The sequence below is a fragment of the Thermus sp. H19.2 genome (assembly GCF_054979525.1).
In genome coordinates this window covers 1,081,515-1,097,405 of the sequence record NZ_CM143429.1, presented here as the reverse complement: position 1 = coordinate 1,097,405, position 15,891 = coordinate 1,081,515, and the positions used below count along the sequence as shown (strand labels likewise).

At 66.5% G+C, this 15,891-nt stretch carries 13 protein-coding genes; 6 read left to right on the top strand and 7 right to left on the bottom strand.

The window, feature by feature from the left end; all coding sequences use genetic code 11:
* Positions 1-25 precede the first annotated feature (25 nt).
* The 6 genes from cobT to ACY5J6_RS05885 are packed head-to-tail and all read left to right on the top strand — an operon-like array spanning position 26 to position 5,760.
* Positions 26-1,036, top strand: coding sequence for a nicotinate-nucleotide--dimethylbenzimidazole phosphoribosyltransferase (gene cobT / locus ACY5J6_RS05910; RefSeq protein ID WP_462846503.1), 1,011 nt, complete (start codon positions 26-28; stop codon positions 1,034-1,036).
* The gene (locus tag ACY5J6_RS05905; protein WP_462846431.1) at positions 1,033-1,728 is read left to right on the top strand and encodes an adenosylcobinamide-GDP ribazoletransferase; all 696 of its coding nucleotides are present in this window, start codon (positions 1,033-1,035) and stop codon (positions 1,726-1,728) included. The genes cobT and ACY5J6_RS05905 overlap by 4 nt, the downstream gene beginning before the upstream one ends.
* Positions 1,707-2,270, top strand: a complete 564-nt coding sequence (cobO, locus tag ACY5J6_RS05900; protein ID WP_462846430.1) for a cob(I)yrinic acid a,c-diamide adenosyltransferase — start codon at positions 1,707-1,709, stop codon at positions 2,268-2,270. The genes ACY5J6_RS05905 and cobO overlap by 22 nt, the downstream gene beginning before the upstream one ends.
* 28 nt (positions 2,271-2,298) lie before the next feature.
* Positions 2,299-2,898 (top strand): protoglobin domain-containing protein, encoded by a 600-nt coding sequence (locus ACY5J6_RS05895; RefSeq protein WP_462846429.1) that lies wholly within the window; start codon positions 2,299-2,301, stop codon positions 2,896-2,898.
* A gap of 4 nt (positions 2,899-2,902) precedes the next feature.
* Positions 2,903-4,207 carry a cobyrinate a,c-diamide synthase gene (locus ACY5J6_RS05890; protein ID WP_462846428.1) on the top strand — a complete coding sequence of 435 codons (1,305 nt, stop codon included), beginning with the start codon at positions 2,903-2,905 and terminating at the stop codon, positions 4,205-4,207.
* A 47-nt stretch (positions 4,208-4,254) separates the two neighbouring features.
* Positions 4,255-5,760, top strand: coding sequence for an alkaline phosphatase (locus ACY5J6_RS05885; protein ID WP_462846427.1), 1,506 nt, complete (start codon positions 4,255-4,257; stop codon positions 5,758-5,760).
* Positions 5,761-5,823: 63 nt separating this feature from the next.
* Here the strand turns inward: ACY5J6_RS05885 and ACY5J6_RS05880 are convergent, their stop codons facing one another.
* From ACY5J6_RS05880 to ACY5J6_RS05850, 7 genes are all read right to left on the bottom strand, one after another.
* Complete coding sequence (locus tag ACY5J6_RS05880) at positions 5,824-6,564, bottom strand: formate dehydrogenase accessory sulfurtransferase FdhD (RefSeq protein ID WP_462846426.1); 741 nt, start codon at positions 6,562-6,564, stop codon at positions 5,824-5,826.
* A complete protein-coding gene (locus tag ACY5J6_RS05875) occupies positions 6,551-6,967 on the bottom strand; it encodes a hypothetical protein (RefSeq protein WP_462846425.1) in 417 nt (138 codons plus the stop codon). Before ACY5J6_RS05875 ends, ACY5J6_RS05880 begins: the two co-directional genes overlap by 14 nt.
* Positions 6,968-7,189: 222 nt before the next feature.
* Complete coding sequence (nrfD, locus tag ACY5J6_RS05870; protein WP_462846424.1) at positions 7,190-7,966, bottom strand: NrfD/PsrC family molybdoenzyme membrane anchor subunit; 777 nt, start codon at positions 7,964-7,966, stop codon at positions 7,190-7,192.
* Positions 7,963-8,739 (bottom strand): 4Fe-4S dicluster domain-containing protein, encoded by a 777-nt coding sequence (locus ACY5J6_RS05865; RefSeq protein WP_462846423.1) that lies wholly within the window; start codon positions 8,737-8,739, stop codon positions 7,963-7,965. Before ACY5J6_RS05865 ends, nrfD begins: the two co-directional genes overlap by 4 nt.
* A gap of 11 nt (positions 8,740-8,750) precedes the next feature.
* Complete coding sequence (gene fdnG, locus ACY5J6_RS05860) at positions 8,751-11,732, bottom strand: formate dehydrogenase-N subunit alpha (RefSeq protein WP_462846422.1); 2,982 nt, start codon at positions 11,730-11,732, stop codon at positions 8,751-8,753.
* Positions 11,733-11,890: 158 nt separating this feature from the next.
* Positions 11,891-13,246 carry a chloride channel protein gene (locus ACY5J6_RS05855; protein WP_462846421.1) on the bottom strand — a complete coding sequence of 452 codons (1,356 nt, stop codon included), beginning with the start codon at positions 13,244-13,246 and terminating at the stop codon, positions 11,891-11,893.
* Between the two features lie 673 nt (positions 13,247-13,919).
* Positions 13,920-15,863, bottom strand: coding sequence for a thioredoxin domain-containing protein (locus ACY5J6_RS05850; protein ID WP_462846420.1), 1,944 nt, complete (start codon positions 15,861-15,863; stop codon positions 13,920-13,922).
* Positions 15,864-15,891 lie beyond the last annotated feature (28 nt).

Below are 15,891 nucleotides of genomic sequence, written 5' to 3'. Positions count from 1 at the left end.
CCCTTAGGGTAAGCTTTCCTCCATGGTGGACCGCGAGGCATTGGCCCAAGCCCAGCTCCGCATGGGCCAGCTCACCAAGCCCCCTCGCTCCCTGGGCTACCTGGAGGAGGTGGCGGTGCGCCTCGCCGCCCTCCAGGGCCGGGTGAAGCCGGAGCTCGGCCGGGGGGCGGTGGTGGTGGCCGCCGCCGACCACGGGGTGGTGGCCGAGGGGGTCTCGGCCTACCCCCAGGAGGTCACCCGGCAGATGGTCCTGAACTTCCTCCAGGGGGGCGCCGCCGTCAACCAGTTCGCCCTGGCGGCGGACTGCGCCGTCTACGTCCTGGACGTGGGGGTGGTGGGGGAGCTTCCCGACCACCCGGGGCTCCTTAAGCGCAAGGTGCGGGAAGGGACGGGAAACCTGGCCCAGGGCCCCGCCATGACCCCGGAGGAGGCGGAAAGGGCCCTCCTGGCGGGCCGCGAGGCGGCGAGGCGGGCCATCGCGGAAGGGGCCACCCTCCTCGCCGCCGGGGACATGGGCATCGGCAACACCACGGCGGCGGCCGCCCTCACCGCCGCCCTCCTGGGCCTCTCTCCTGAGGCCGTGGTGGGCCGGGGAACGGGGGTGGGGGAGGAGGGCCTGAGGCGGAAGCGCCAAGCGGTGGCCCGGGCCCTCGCCCGCCTCCGCCCGGGCATGGACCCCCTCGAGGTGGCGGCCGAGGTGGGGGGGCTTGAGCTTGTGGCCATCGCCGGGGTTTACCTCGAGGGGTACGAGGCCGGGCTTCCCCTGGTCCTGGACGGCTTTCCCGTGACCGCGGGGGCCCTTTTGGCCTGGAAGCTGGAGCCTCAGCTGAAGGACCACCTCTTCGCCGGCCACCTCTCCCGGGAGCCCGGCCACCGCCGCCAGCTGGAGGCCCTGGGCCTGAGGCCCCTTTTGGACCTGGACCTGGCCCTCGGGGAGGGGACCGGGGCAGTCCTCGCCATGCCCCTTCTCCGGGCCGCCGCCCGCATCCTCCACATGGCCACCTTCCAGGAGGCGGGGGTTTCTCAGGGAACGTGAAGGCCCTCCGCCTCGCCCTCGCCCTCCTCACGGTCTTGCCCCTGGCCCCTGAAGGGGTGGGGGAGAGGGAGTTCAAGGCGAGCGTGGCCTTCTTCCCCCTGGCGGGCTACCTCCTGGGGCTCCCCCTGGCCCTCCTCGCCCTTTCGCCCCTGCCCCCGGGGCTTTCCGCCGCCCTGGGGGTCGCCCTCCTCCTCGGCCTCACGGGGTTCTTGCACCTGGACGGCCTTTTGGACCTGGCGGACGCCCTCCTTGGGGCCAGGCCCAAAGAGGAGCGCCTCCGAATCCTCAAGGACCCCCACCTGGGAGCCTTCGCCTTCGGGGTGGGGGGCGTCTACCTCCTCCTCCTCTTCCAGGCCCTAACCCTGGTGCGGGACCCCCTCTTCCTCCTCCTCTTTCCCGGGTGGGCCCGCTTCGCCTTCCTCCCCTTCCTCCACCGCTATTCCCTTCTCCACCCCGGGATGGCGGGGCTGGTGCGGGGAGGGCCCCTCCTTGCCCCCTTCCTCCTCGCCCTGCCCTTCCCCCTCCTCTACCCCCTCCCCGCCCTCCTCGCCCTCCTCGCCGCCTGGGGGGTGGCCCGCCTGGCCTGGGCCCGCCTCGGGGGGCTGAACGGGGACGCCCTCGGGGCCATGATCGCCCTTTGCGAGGTCGCCAGCCTGCTAGGCTATGCCTTGTGGAGGAGCCTAACCGGGTGAAGCCCTACGAGAAGCCCAGGGGGGAGAGGCGGGGCCTCCTCCTGGTCTACACCGGGGACGGCAAGGGCAAAAGCACCGCCGCCTTCGGCCTTGCCCTCCGCGCCTTCGGCCGGGGGCTAAAGGTGCGGGTCTTCCAGTTCCTCAAGCACGAGACCGCCCGCTTTGGGGAGCACCGGGCCTTCGCCCTTTTGGGCATCCCCATAGAGGGCCTGGGGGACGGGTTCACCTGGAAGAGCCGGGACCTCGCCCGCTCCGCCCTCCTCGCCCAAGAGGGGTGGGCGCGGGCGAAAGAGGCCCTCCTCTCCGGGGCCTACGACCTGGTGGTCCTGGACGAGGCCACCTACCCCTTGCGCTACGGCTGGATTCCCCTGGAAGAGTTCCTGGAGACCCTTAGGGCAAGGCCTGCCCACGTCCACGTGGTGGTGACGGGGCGGGGCGCCCCCGAGGCCCTCCTGGCCCTCGCCGACACGGTGACGGAGATGCGGAAGGTGAAGCACGCCTTTGACCAGGGCGTCCCCGCCCAGAGGGGAATAGAGCACTAGGGGCTTCCTTGGAGGTATGCTTTAGGCCATGACGGAGAAGAACCTGGCCCGCTTTTACGGCATAGCCCAGGAGATCTGGGCCCAACTCCCGCCCCAAGCCCGCTTCCGTCCCGTGGAGGACGGAAAGGTCCTAGCCCGCCACCGCGCCTTCCTGGAGGGCTTCACCGAGGGCTTGGTCCGGGGCTTCTACGACACCCTCTTCGCCCATCCGCCTACCCGTGCCGTTTTTAGGGAAGGAGAGAGGCCCCTCAGGGAGAAGACCTTGAGGGACTGGTACCTCCGCACCGTGGCGGGGCCCTTCAATGGGCAATACTTCGCCTGGCAGGCCTTGGTGGGGCTGGTCCACGTGCGCCGTGGGGTGACCAACGCCATGATGGCCAGCATGTGGAACTGGCTCACCGAGCAGGTGGCCCAAAGGGCCCACGAGGCCCTGCCCCCGGAGGAGGCCCGGGCCCTGGAAGGGGCCTGGCGGCGGCTCGCCTTCACCGTGACCGCCCTCATCTCGGAGGAGTACCTGGACGCCTACCTGGAGGCCTTGGCGGAGGCCTTAGGGAAAGACCCTATGGGCTTCCGGCACCTCGCCCAGGCGGAGGCCACCAGGCTCCTGCAGACCCTGACCCCCCGATGATGCGATGCGCCTCCTCCTCGCCGCCCCCCACTCGGGCGCCGGGAAGACCACCGTCTCCCTGGCCCTCCTTTTGGCCCTGAGGGAGCGGGGCCTAAGGGTGCAGCCCTTCAAGGTGGGGCCGGACTACCTTGACCCCACCCACCTGGAGAAGGCCGCGGGCCGCAGGCCCTACAACCTGGACGGCTTCTTCTTGGATGAGACGGGCCTCCTCGCCCTCTTCCGCCACGGGGCGAGGGGGGCGGACTTCGCCCTGATTGAAGGGGTGATGGGCCTCTTTGACGGGAAGGACCCCCGGGGAGAGGTGGGCTCCACCGCCCAGGTGGCGAGGCTCCTCAAGGCCCCCGTGGCCCTGGTGGTGGACGCCAAGGGGATGGCGGGCTCCATCGCCCCCCTCGCCCTGGGCTTCCGGGACTTCCAACCCGGGGTGCGGGTGGTGGGGGTCTTCGCCAACCGGGTGGGCTCGGAAAGGCACGCCGAGATCCTGAAGGAGGCCCTGGAGGCCGTGGGCCTCCCCCTCCTCGGCTGGCTTCCCCAAGACCCGGACCTTGCCCTCCCCGAGCGGCACCTGGGCCTGGTCCTCGCCGGGGAAAAGGCCCCGCCCCTCGAGGCCCTGAGGCGGGCCTTCCGCGTGGACCTGGAAAGGGTCTTGGCCCTCGCCGCCACCGCCCCGCCCCTTCCCGAGGTCCCACCCTTTCTGCCGGAAAGGCGCCCGCCCCGGGTCCGGCTCGCCTACGCCTGGGACCGGGCCTTCGCCTTCTACTACCCCGAGGCCCTGGAGCTTCTGGAGGCCCTGGGGGCGGAGCTCGTCCCCTTCAGCCCCCTCGAGGACGAGACCCTCCCCCAAGCCCACGCCCTCCTCCTCGGGGGCGGCTACCCGGAGCTCTTCGCCGAGAGGCTCTCTAAGAACCGGGCCCTGCGGGAGGCCATCCGCCGCTTCCCCGGCCCCGTGGTGGCCGAGTGCGGGGGGTACATGTACCTCGCCCAGGGCCTCTGGGTAGGGGAGCGCTTCTTCCCCATGGTGGGCCTGGTCCCGGGGGAGGCCCGCATGGCGGAGAGGCCCGTCCTCGGCTACCGGGAGGTGGAGGCCTTGAGGGATAGCCCCGTGGCCCGAAGGGGCCAGGCTTTCAAGGGGCACGAGTTCCACTACGCCAGGCTTCCCGCCTCCCCAAGCCCCGCCTGGCGCCGGGTAGGGGGGAAGGAGGTGGAGGGCTTCACCGACGGGCGGGTGCTGGCGAGCTTCGTCCACCTGTACCTCCCCGCGAGGCCCGAGGGGGCGGAGCGGCTCCTAAAGAAGGCCCTAGGTTCCTGACACTTCCCTGACGGGACTCCCCCAGACTGGTCCTGGGGAGGTTAAGGATGAAGCGCAGGGACATCCTGAAAGGCGGTTTGGCGGCCGGGGCCCTGGCCCTCTTGCCCCGGGGCATGGCCCAGGGAGCCCCGCAGAACCAGCCCGCCCTCGGCCGGAGGTACCGCAACCTCATCGTCTTCGTTTACGACGGCTTTTCCTGGGAGGACTACGCCATCGCCCAGGCCTTCGCCCGCAGGCGCCAGGGCCGGGTTCTGACCCTGGAAAGGCTCCTTTCCCGCTACCCCACGGGCTTGGTGAACACCTACAGCCTGACCAGCTACGTCACCGAGTCCAGCGCCGCGGGCAACGCCTTCTCCTGCGGGGTGAAGACGGTGAACGGGGGCCTGGCCATCCACGCCGACGGCACCCCCCTCAAGCCCTTCTTCGCCGCCGCCAAGGAGGCGGGGAAGGCGGTGGGCCTGGTGACCACCACCACCGTTACCCACGCCACCCCGGCGAGCTTCGTGGTCTCCAACCCCGACCGCAACGCCGAGGAGCGGATCGCTGAACAGTACCTGGAGTTCGGGGCCGAGGTGTACCTGGGGGGTGGGGACCGCTTCTTCCACCCGGAAAAGCGTAAGGACAAGAGGGACCTCTACGCCCTCTTCGCCCAGAGGGGCTACGGGGTGGTGCGCACCCCTGAGGAGCTTTCCCGGTCCAACGCCAGCAAGCTCCTCGGGGTCTTCTGGGATGGCCACGTGCCCTACGAGATAGACCGCCGCTTCCAGGGGCTAAGGGTGCCGAGCCTCAAGGAGATGGTGCAGGCCGCCCTGCCCCGCCTCGCCGCAAGCCGCCAGGGCTTCGTCCTCCAGGTGGAAGCAGGCCGCATCGACCACGCCAACCACCTAAACGACGCCGGGACCACCCTATGGGACGTCCTGGCCGCCGACGAGACCCTGGACCTCCTGGTGGGCTTTGTGGACCAGCACCCGGACACCCTTCTTCTCCTGGTCTCCGACCACGCCACCGGGGTGGGCGGCCTCTACGGGGCGGGCCGCAGCTACCTGGAAAGCTCCGCCGGAATTGACCTCCTGGAGCCCCAGCGGGCCAGCTTTGAACACATGCGGCGGGTCCTGGGGAATAGCCCCGACGCCAACCAGGTGAAGGAGGCCTTCCGGGCCATGAAGGGGGTGGCCCTCCAGGACCAGGAGGCGGAGACGGTGGTGCGGGCCATCCGGGAGAAGGTCTACTGGCCCGAGGGCGTGCGCCACGGCGTCCAGCCCGACAACACCCTGGCCTGGGCCATGGGGCAGAGGAACCCCCAGAAGCCCGACCGTCCCAACATCGGCTGGGCTTCCGGCCAGCACACGGCAAGCCCCGTGGTGCTTCTCCTCTACGGCCAGGGCCTCCGCTCCCTGAACCTAGGCCTTGTGGACAACACCCACGTCTTCCGCCTCATGGGGGAGGCCCTGGGGATCCGTTACCAGAACCCGGTGATGTCCGAGGAGGAGGCCTTGGAGGTCCTGAAGGCCAGGCCCCAGGGCCTGCGGCATCCCGAGGACGTCTGGGCTTAATACCACCCCATGCTGGCTTTCGCCAGCATGGGGGCCCCGGTACCACGCTGGGGTATAAAGCGCCTACGTAGGTTGGGGGATGGGGGCTCCTACCGGCATCCCCCCGTGGGCGTAGAGTCGGTAGCCCGTGGGGCGCACGTAGGCCGCCAGGGCCAGGCCGTACGCCTGGGCCAGGGCCACCGCCTGGGCCGTGGCCCCCGTCCGGGTCGCCAAAAGCACCGCCCCCATCCCAATGGCCTTGGCCACCATCTCCCGGCTCGCCCGCCCCGTGCTGGCCAAAAGCACCGGCGGCCTCACCCCCTCCAAAAGCATGTACCCCGCCAACCGGTCCACGGCGTTGTGTCGCCCGATGTCCTCGTTCAGGTAAAGAAGCCGCCCCTCCAGGTCAAAAAGGGCAGCCCCATGGATGCCCCGGCTCTTCCGGTAGGCCCGGGCCTCCGCCTGTAAGGTGGCCAGAAGCCGGAGGGGAAGGGCAGGGTCCAGGGCAACGGGGGGAAGGGGGGAAAGCCTGGGCTCCCCGTGGCGGAGGCCGGCGGCACAGCCGCTGTCCCGCACCCCCAGGGCCTTCTCGGGCTCGTAGGGAAGGTCCAGAAGGACCATCCCCTCCCCTACCCTGAGCCGTACCCCCTCCAGGCCCCGCAGAACCCCGCTCAGGAAGAGGTGGCCCACCGCCAAATACGCCTCCTCCCCGGGGGTGTAGGCCAGGACCGTCCAGGGCCTACCGTTCACCACGAGCAGGAGGCTTCCCTCCTCGGGAAGGGGGAAGTCCTCCGGGGTGAAGGTACCCCGCTCAAAGCGCCACATCTTCTTCTGCTTCTGCTCCGGCGTACCAGGCGGTGAGGGCCCGGAGGGCGGGAAGGTCCAGTTCTTCCTTAAGCCTAAGGTCCTGGGCGGCAAAGCGGTTGCCGCAGGTGTGGCATACGTAAATGCGGTAGGGCTCGAGGGCGTAGTAGGCCAGAGCCTCCGCGCGGTCCTCCCCACAGGCGGGGCAGGCTAGGCGAGGGGCCCGCCAGGGGGTATCGCAGAAGGCGCACACGTAGTAGCGGCGCCCCTCGCTGTCCAGGTAGGCGGCGTCAGGGAAGCCACCACAAGCAGGGCAGGCATCGGAGAGCTCTCCAGAGGCTGGTTTGGGTTGATGGAGGAGGCGTAAGGCCTGGTGGAGCCAGAAGGCGTAGGCGGGATCCTCGGGGAGTTGACCCCTTTTCAAGGCCTCCGCATCCCGAAGGACTTGGGGTAGCGGTGGAAGGGAGGTGCCAGAGATCAGCTCAGGGAAGATCTCAGAAACAACCTGCCGTACCCGTTCTAGGGAGGAGAGGAGCCCTGTCTTGGGTTCCTCCTCGGTTCGCGGGAGCTCGGCCAGTCTGCGGTGGAGAAGTTCCAGTCGTTCCAGCATGGTTAACCTTACCTCGCCTCCAGCTCCACCAGAGGCCTACATCTGGGCGGCGAAGACCACGAAATAGCGCAGAAGGAAAGCGCCCAAGAGGGTTAGAAGGGCGGCCATGGCCACGTTGCCGTGGCGATGCTCCAAGTACAAGGGCAAAAGAAGCCCCACCAAGAGAAAGCCCCAAAAGGCCCAGGCCAAGGTCCCACCCACCAAGACCAGCACCGAAGAGGTGGCCACCGGGTAGACCCAGAGGAGGTGGGCCAGGAGAACCAGGCCCTCCACCACCCCCATAGCCGTCACAATTCGGCGCAAGCGCTCGTTAGGCTCTAAGAGTTGCAAAAGCGCCCCCCCAGCGGTGGCGGCGGAAGCCAGGAAGAGCCAGGGAAGCAGGGGAGAGGCGTTCCAGAAAGGCTTGCTGGTGGAGCTCAGGAGCACGGCCGTATACCCTACCACCAGCGCTACCAAGAAGGCCACCACTTGTTGGAACCAACGCGGGGTAGGCCGCAACCACACCAACAAGAGGCCCAAGCCGGAGAGCACGAGGAACCAGCTCCCCAGCCACATGACTGAACCTGGACGCCACCCAGACAGAAGCAGATTCAAGAAGCGCAAGGGCTGTCCAAGGTCGAGCACCAAGAGGGCTGATCCTAGCACCACCGTAAGCAAGGCCCAGAAGGCTGTCTGCCGCACCCGGTGTGGGTGGCAGTAAAGGACGCTTAACAGATAAGCTCCACCTCCCATGCCTGCCAGAAAGAAGTAAAGGGCAATCCAAATGCCCCAGTGCTCCTCGCTTATGGGATTAGGCCAGTTGAGGGTGATCATTGGGAACCTCCTTTCAGGGCCTCCCGCCGCTCAATGATGAACTTGAGGCCCGCGCCCACCACTGCGGCGGCGATGCCAGCGGAAAGCCATCCGCCAGCGGCCCGCTTTTCCGCTTCCGCCACGGCAGTAGGGAGGTTGTACTGGCTCGGATGCTCCGTGAGAACGTAAAGGACGTGGGTGCCGCCCAGCTCGTGAAGGCCGTAAAGGCTGGCCCTGGGGTAGCCCCGCTCTTTGAGGGCCTTTACCCGTTCCTCGGCCACGGCGCGGATCTCCCCGTATCGCCCGAAGGTGAGGGCGTCCACGGGGCAGGCCTTGACGCAGGCGGGCTGGTCGCCGTTGGAGATCCGGTCATAGCAGAGGGTGCACTTGTGGACTACCCCTTTGGCCTTGTCGAAGTGAACGGCCCCGTAAGGGCACGCCTGCACGCAGGAACGGCACCCGATGCACGTGGCCTCGTCCACGGTTACCACGCCCCCTTCCCGATGGGCCATGGCTCCCGTGGGGCATGCGGTCACGCAAGGGGCGTGGGTGCAGTGCATGCAGGACCCGCGCACGAAGTCGAAGTAAGGTTCTCCGTTGGGGCGCAGGCCCTCAAAGAAGTTCATCTTCAGCCAGGTGTGCCCGGAGAGTTTAAGGGGGTTGGCGTAGCTCCCCACGTTGGCGGTTTCTTCCGCAGGGAGGTCGTTCCACTGCTTGCAGGCCACCTGGCAGGCCTTGCAGCCGATGCACCGGCTGGCGTCAAAAAGTATCGCGTAATCGCTGGCGCTGGGCATCCCCTACCTCCTTAAGAGAGCTTCTCTATGCGTACCAAAAAGGCCTTGGTTTCCTGGATGAGGCTGTTGGGGTCCAGGGCCTCGGGAGTGAGGAGGTTGGCCGAGTCCCCTGGGTTACCCCCCTGGTAGCCCCAGTGGATAACGATGCCTACCTGGTGTAGCGTCTTGTCCCCCACCTTGACGGGCTGGACCCTCGGAGTCACCAGGGCCACGGCCCGCATTTCGCCGCGGGCGCTCTTAATCCGCACCCACTCGCCGTTTTTGACCCCGAGGCTTTGGGCCAGCTCGACGTCCATTTCCACAAAGGGGTTAGGCTGGAGCTCGAGGAGCCAAGGCACGTTGCGGCTCATCATGCCCGTGTGCCAGTGCTCGGTAAGGCGGTAGGTGGTGGCTACGATGGGGTACTCGTCGGGGGTGCCGTAGAGGTCCAGGTCCCCTACCCAGACCTTGCACACAGGGTTTTTGTCCTGCCCAGATAGGAGGTTGGCTAGGGCGCTCTCCCAGGGCTCGTAATGTTCGGGGAAGGGGCCGTCTTTGAGCTTGAGTCCGAAGAGGTGGCCCACGCCATCCGCTTGCATGATGAAGGGGAGGGCCTTGTCCGGGGGAGAGGCGCCGTCGGGAACGTCCCCCTCCCACCTCTCCTCCTTGGGGTTCCAGCGTACCAGCCACTTGGCGGGGTTGCGGGGCTGCCCCTGGAGGTCGGTGGAGGCCCGGTTGTAAAGGATGCGTCGGTTGGCCGGCCAGGAATAGGCCCAGTTGTGGAAAAGCCCCAGGCCCAGGGGGTGGGTGTCCCGGTTGTCCCGGCGGGCCATCTTGTTGCCCTCCTCGGTGAAGGCGCCGCAGTAAAGCCAGTTGCCGCAGGCTGTGGTGCCGTCGTCCCGCAAGTCGGCGAACTTGGCCATGAGCTTGCCGGTGGTGAGGTCGTAGCCGTTGTACTCCTTGGCCACCTCTTCCGCAAGCTTCTCCGAGTGGCTCCACCAGGAAAGTTCCAGGATGGCTTCCTTGTTGGGGCCGCCTTCTTCTGCGTAAAGCTTCTTCAAGCGCTGAACCAGCTCGGTGAGGATCCAGAGCTCATCCCGGGCCTCGCCGGGCGGCTCCAAGGCCTTGTCGTACCACTGGGCCCAGCGGCCGGTATTGGTGATGCTTCCCGACTTCTCCGCCCACACCGCCGAGGGGAGGAGAAAGACCTCCGTTTGGATGTCCTTGGGGTTAACCCCAGGCCGCTTCCAATGGGCGGCGGTTTCCGTTTCCATCGGGTCCACCACCACTAACCACCGAAGCGAGTCCAGGGCGCGCCGGGCCAGGTTGGCGTTGGCGGCCGAGACCGCGGGGTTCTGCCCGATGGCGATAAGCCCTTTAATGCGGCCTGCCAGCATGGCGTGGAAGATGGCGTAGTGGGAGTAGTCGGCGCTCTTATCGGGAATGCCCTCCTTATGGGGGGAAAGCTTGGGCAGGAACCCGTAAGCGGTCTCGGGGTCTACCTTGGGCCACCAGGCCTTGAGCAAGCTTACAAAGTACTTTGGGTAGTTCTGCCACCAGTTGGCAGAGGGGGTATTCAGGGCCTTGGGCGTTTTGGAGGCCAGCCAGTCCTTGAGGGTAGCTTTGTCCCCGGTGGGAAGGCCTAAATAACCGGGAAGGTCGTGGTAGAGGAGGGCGAAATCCGTGCTTCCCTGGACGTTAGAGTGCCCCCGAAGGGCGTTGACCCCACCCCCGGGGAGGCCTACGTTACCCAGCAAGAGCTGGACAATGGCATAGGTGCGGATATGCTGGGTGCCGTAGGTGTGTTGCGTGGCCCCCATGGCGTAGGTGATGGTTCCGGCCCGGTCGGGGCGCCCGGTGGAACTGTAGAGCTCGTAAATGGCCAGAAGCTTTTCCACGGGGATCCCGGTGATCTTGGACACCACCTCCGGCGTGTAGCGCTCGTACTGGCGTTTCAGAAGCTGGAAGACGCTTTGGGGATGGGAGAGAGTTGGGTCCTTCTTCACCATCCCGTTCTCATCAAGCTGGTAGACCCACGTGCTGGTGTCGTAGGTTTTCTTTTCCGGGTCGTACCCCGAGAAGAGGCCGTCTAGGTCGGTGGCGGTCTTGAAATCCGGATGTACGAGGAAGGGGGCGTTGGTGTAGTTTTTTACGTAGAACTCATCGTAGCGCTTGTTTTCCAGGATGTAGCGGATCAAGCCTCCCATGAAGGCGATATCGGTGCCCGGGCGGATCTGGGCGAAGAGGTTGGCCTTGGAGGCGGTGCGATTGAAGCGAGGGTCCACCACGATCAGCTTGGCCCCGCGTTCCTTGGCCTCGAGGATCCAGCGGAAGGTAAGGGGGTGTTGCTCTGCTGGGTTCCCGCCTTGCACCAGGATGACATCAGCGTTCTTGAAATCGATGGGGTGGTTGGTCATGGCCCCGCGGCCGAAGCTCTCCCCCAAGGCGGGCACGGTGGAAGAATGGCAAATGCGGGCTTGGTGTTCTATGTAAATGATGCCGAGAGCGCGAAAGAGCTTGGACATGGCGTAGGCCTCTTCGTTAGAGCCCACGCTGGTTCCCAAGGTGGCGATGGACTCGCTCCGGCGCACTACTTGGCCCTGATCGTCGGTCTCCACCCACTCGGCATCGCGGGTCTCCTTGATGAGGCGGGCGATGCGGTCCAGAGCCCAGCCCCAGTCCTTTTCTTCCCAGCGGTCCGATCCAGGGGCGCGGTAGAGGACCTTGGTAACCCGGAAGGGGCTTTCCACGAACCCCCTGGCGGCCTGTCCCTTGGCGCAGAGGGCGCCTTGGTTGATGGGGTGATCGGGGTCGCCTTCCAGGTTGACCAGCTTGCCCTCTTGCACTGCGGCGATCATCCCGCACCCCGTGGCGCAGTAGGGGCAGATGAGAGGTTTTTCCCCTATGGGCTTGTGGAGGATGGGCCTAGGCTCTCGGGCGAGGCCTCGCTGCCAAAGCGCCGCCCCGCCAGCTAAAATGCCGGCGGTACCTAGAAAGCGCCTGCGCGTTAGCATGGTTTACCTCCCTTTCTCATAGCTTTATATACCCGGCGCCGGTATGGCGTCCAGGGACTAAAGTCCTAAGCGTTAGGGAATCGGACGGGTTTGGCTTACCTGGGCTGGAGAAACTCTTGGATATGCCGCTTGAAAAGCCCTTACTTCCCTAGGATTTTTTACTTCTCCATGAGCTTCCCTGTCAGCTGCAAGATGGTTTCTCTGGGGCCGAAGAAGAGGATGCGGTCCCCCGCCATAAGCCGGTCTTCCCCAACCGGGGCGAAAGCGTCGTCCAGGCGGAAGACGAGGCCAACCCGCACCCCTGGGGGTAGGGGGAGATCTCTCAAGACCTTGTTTGCCCAAGGATGCTCCGTTTCCAGGGCAATCAAAACCGCGCCGAGTTTTCCTGTAAGGATAGGATGGTTGGGAGGCAGTTCGTTCAGGTGGGCGAGGAGGTTCTCGGCGTGGGCGGGGCTGGCCTCCGGACCTCGGGGTTGCAAGGGAAAGAGGGTTTCCCGGGTGAGAAGGAAGGCGCCGAAAGCCACCGCCAAGCCCGGCACGAGGAGGGTGTAGGCTCCGGTGATCTCCACCATTTGCACCACGGCAGCAAAGGGCGTGCGGGCGGTGGCGCTCACCAGAGCGGCCATGCCTAGGAGCGCAGCCTCGGGCCCTGGGATGTGGAGGAGGTGGCCCATGAGGGTTCCCAAAGCGCCCCCTAGGACCACGGAGGGCCCGAAGAGGCCCACGCTCGCCCCAGTCCCCGCCGAGAGGAGCACGGCGAGGGCCTTGAGGGGGATGAAAAGGAGAGGGTCGGGGCCCGAGCCTGCCAGGAGGTGGCCGAGCGCCTCGTAGCTCGTCCCTCGCACCCAGGAGAAGGCCAAGGTTAAGACCCCAGAGAGCGCCAGAGAGAAGGGTAGAACGCGGGGTTGCCAGCGCTTTCTGGTCCAGGCCAGGCCTCGAGTCCAGGCCGTGGCGGCCACGGCCGCCACCGGCGCAAGGAGGAGGCCGGGCCAGAGGGGGAGCGGCCGAACCTCGGGCACCGGCAGGAGAGGAGCCGTGCCAAAGAAAAGGCTCTGGAGGCCGTATCCCGAGATAGCGGCTACGGTCAGGTAAGCCAGGAGGTGACCCTCTAGGGCTGCGCCCCGGTAGAGGACCTCAGCGGCGAAGAAGGCCGCACCTAGGGGGGTGTGGAAGAGTGCGGCCACGCTTCCCGCTCCCCCTGCCAGGAGGAGGGTCTGCGCTTCTATGGCATTCCTAGGTCGGAGAATCTGGGCTAAGGCTCCGGCGGCGAAGAGGAGCGGACCTTCTTGCCCTCCGCTTCCCCCTAGGCCCAAAGTGAGGGCCGTGAGCAGGGCCTTAAGCAAACCGAGGCTCGGGGAAACCTGGTCCCGGCCTCGATGGTAGAGAAAGAGCACCTGGTCTACCCCGCCCCCTCTCAGGTAGGGTGCCCGGCGGTAAAGCCACAGGCTAAGAAAACCCACAGCGGCTCCGGTGAGGGGAAGAAACAACGCGGGCACCTCGTTCAAAAGTTCCACAACGGTACGGAAGGCTACGGCAAGTCCTCCTCCCACCAGACCCGGTAAGAACCCCAGGCGCAAAAGCCGTTTGGCTTCCTCGCAGAGATAGAGCATGATAACCTATCGATACTGTTTTAAGAGGCTGTCGTAAAAGTTTGGTATGCTCGGAGGGTGGCTCTTAGGCGATCTTACCCCAGCGACCTCAGCGATGGGGAGAAGGCCGTCCAGGCCCCGGCTTGCCGGGACCGATCTACGAGCTATGGGTCGTGGAAGCAGGAAGTGGCCCCAAGATACGCTGACGCGTGACGTGGTCGTGACTCCCTAGGGAGGTGAAATAGACTGGAAGCGGTTGGCTAAACTCTAAGGGAGAGGAGGGCCCTGGGAAGGTGGCGCCCCGCCTACCTCGGCCAGAGGGCTGCGGTGGGGGGGTTTTCCGGGTCGAAGTACTGGGCCCTGAGCTCCTCCAGGGTGAAAGGCCCCTTGTAGGCGTTCAGGCTTTCCCGTTTCCCGGGAGAAGTTGAGGCAGGTGTAGGTGCCGTCGGGGTTTCGCTCCACCCGGAGGGGCCACTTGTTGTACACCTGCCACCCAGACCCAGCGGACCGGTTCGCCCTGGCTAGGGCCCTCGGACTCAGGGCTGTAGGGAGATAAAAGGCACAAGCTGGTGTAATCGTGAATATAAGCACAAATGGCTCACCTCCCATACACCTCCTCCACCTCCCGCAAAAGCTCCCCCAAGTCCCCCACAGGCCTCCGGCAGGCCCCACGGGTACAGAGATACCCTTTCCCCGCCTCCTTCCCCCTCAGAGAGGGGAGGGCCTCCTCCGGCCCCAGAATGGCTTGGGTAAGGGGCAGGTAAAGGCCCAGGGCTTCCTCTGCCAGGGGGGAGGGAAGAGGAAGGGCGAGCTCCGACCCCTCCCCCAGAAGGCGGTGGACCAGGAGGAAGCCCGGCAGGGCATGGGGGTAGCGGCCAAGCCAAAGGGCCCTGGCCGCCAAAAGTTCCCGCGCCCACGCTCGGTAGCGCTCCTCGGCCAAAATTCCTCCCAGGCGCCAAAAGGCCTCGGCCAGGGCGCTTTCCCCCGTGGGAATGGCCCCCTCCTCCACCCCGATGGCAGGAAGGGGTAGGGGCGCATGGCCGGGGCTAAACTCTACTCGGGCCTTCTCCGCCAAAACCCTGGCCTGTTCCAGATAAGGCCATTCCCCCGTGGCCCCGTAGATTTCCAGAAGGGCCAAGGCAGCAAAGGCCTGGTCCGCGAGAAAGGCCTCCTTCCCCAGGGCACCCCTCCACCAGGTGTGGCGGAGAAGGCCCTTTCTTTGCATCTTCTCCAGGAGAAAATGCGCTCCCCTTCGGGCGGCCCCCAGGTAACTTCTCTCCCTTAGAAGCCTGCTTCCTTCCGCCAAGGCCCGGACCGCCAGGGCCGACCCATCCGCCAGAACCTTATCGTCCAGGGAAGGGGGGTAGCGCTTCCTACGGGCGGCGAGGAGCCTCCCCCGCACCTCCTCCCTCCACAGGGGAAAGGTTTCCCCCAGGGCCTGGGCCACCTCCTCCTCCCCCCAGGCGGTGAGCACCGAGCGCTCCCCCAGATCCTTCCCCAGGGCGAAGTAGCGGCGGGCCAGAGGAAAGTCCTCGGCCAGGGCTTCCTTAACCTCACCTTCCGTCCAGGTGTAGTACCGCCCTTCCTCTCCCTCGCTCTCGGCGTCCAGAGCGGTAAAAAAGCCTCCTTCGCGGTGTTGCATGGAAAGGAGCCAGCTTAAGGTTTCGCGCGCCACCCGCAAGAAAAGGGGCTTCCCAAAAAGCTTATAGGCCCCAAGGTAGACCCGGGCGAGGAGGGCGTTGTCGTAAAGCATCTTCTCAAAGTGGGGTAGCCTCCAGAAGCGGTCCACGCTGTAGCGGTGGAACCCACCCCCCACCTGGTCGTAGAGGCCCCCCAAGGCCATGGCCCGCAGGGTTCGGGGGAGGATGGCCCTGGCCCTCTCCTCCCCCCTCCAGGCCACGGCCAGGAGGTAGAGGAGAAGGGGGCCCTGGGGGAACTTGGGGGCGGGGAGGAAGCCGCCCCACTCGGGGTCGAAGCTTTGGGCAAGGGCTTCCAGGGCCCTCTCCTCCACATCCGGAGGGACGGGGCCCGGAGGCGGGGCCAGGCTTCGCCAGAGGGCCTTGGCCAGCTTCTTGGCCTCCCCTTCTAGCTTTTCCCGCTCCTCCCGCCAGGCCCGCTCCACGGCCAGAAGCACCCGCTTAAACCCGGGCAGGCCGCCGCGGTCTTCCTTAGGGAAATAGGTGCCCCCAAAGAAGGGCTTGCCCTCGGGGGTGAGGAAGAGGCTCATGGGCCAGCCACCCTGGCCGGTGAGGCTCACGAGGGCCTGCATGTAGGCGGCGTCCACGTCGGGGCGCTCCTCCCGGTCCACCTTCACGGCCACGAAGTGGGCGTTGAGGAGGCGGGCCACCTCCTCGTCCTGGAAGCTTTCCCGGTGCATCACGTGGCACCAGTGGCAGCTGGAGTAGCCCACGGAGAGGAAGATGGGCTTGTCTTCCCTTTGGGCCTTCCGGAAGGCCTCCTCGCCAAAGGGGTACCAGTCCACGGGGTCCTCGGCGTGGGCGAGAAGGTAGGGGCTGAGGGCGGCCTTTAGGCGGTTTCCCATCCCCTCCAGGTTAGGGCGGAGGGCCACG

What these genes read in the sequence shown, in the direction of transcription:
- ACY5J6_RS05895 (WP_462846429.1), top strand. Translation starts at nt 2,299, where the DNA reads ATGACGGAGAAGAACCTGGCCCGCTTTTACGGCATAGCCCAGGAGATC.
- ACY5J6_RS05890 (WP_462846428.1), top strand. Translation starts at nt 2,903, where the DNA reads ATGCGCCTCCTCCTCGCCGCCCCCCACTCGGGCGCCGGGAAGACCACC.
- ACY5J6_RS05885 (WP_462846427.1), top strand. Translation starts at nt 4,255, where the DNA reads ATGAAGCGCAGGGACATCCTGAAAGGCGGTTTGGCGGCCGGGGCCCTG.
- ACY5J6_RS05880 (WP_462846426.1), bottom strand. Translation starts at nt 6,564, where the DNA reads ATGTGGCGCTTTGAGCGGGGTACCTTCACCCCGGAGGACTTCCCCCTT.
- nrfD (WP_462846424.1), bottom strand. Translation starts at nt 7,966, where the DNA reads ATGATCACCCTCAACTGGCCTAATCCCATAAGCGAGGAGCACTGGGGC.
- ACY5J6_RS05865 (WP_462846423.1), bottom strand. Translation starts at nt 8,739, where the DNA reads ATGCCCAGCGCCAGCGATTACGCGATACTTTTTGACGCCAGCCGGTGC.
- fdnG (WP_462846422.1), bottom strand. Translation starts at nt 11,732, where the DNA reads ATGCTAACGCGCAGGCGCTTTCTAGGTACCGCCGGCATTTTAGCTGGC.
- ACY5J6_RS05850 (WP_462846420.1), bottom strand. Translation starts at nt 15,863, where the DNA reads ATGGGAAACCGCCTAAAGGCCGCCCTCAGCCCCTACCTTCTCGCCCAC.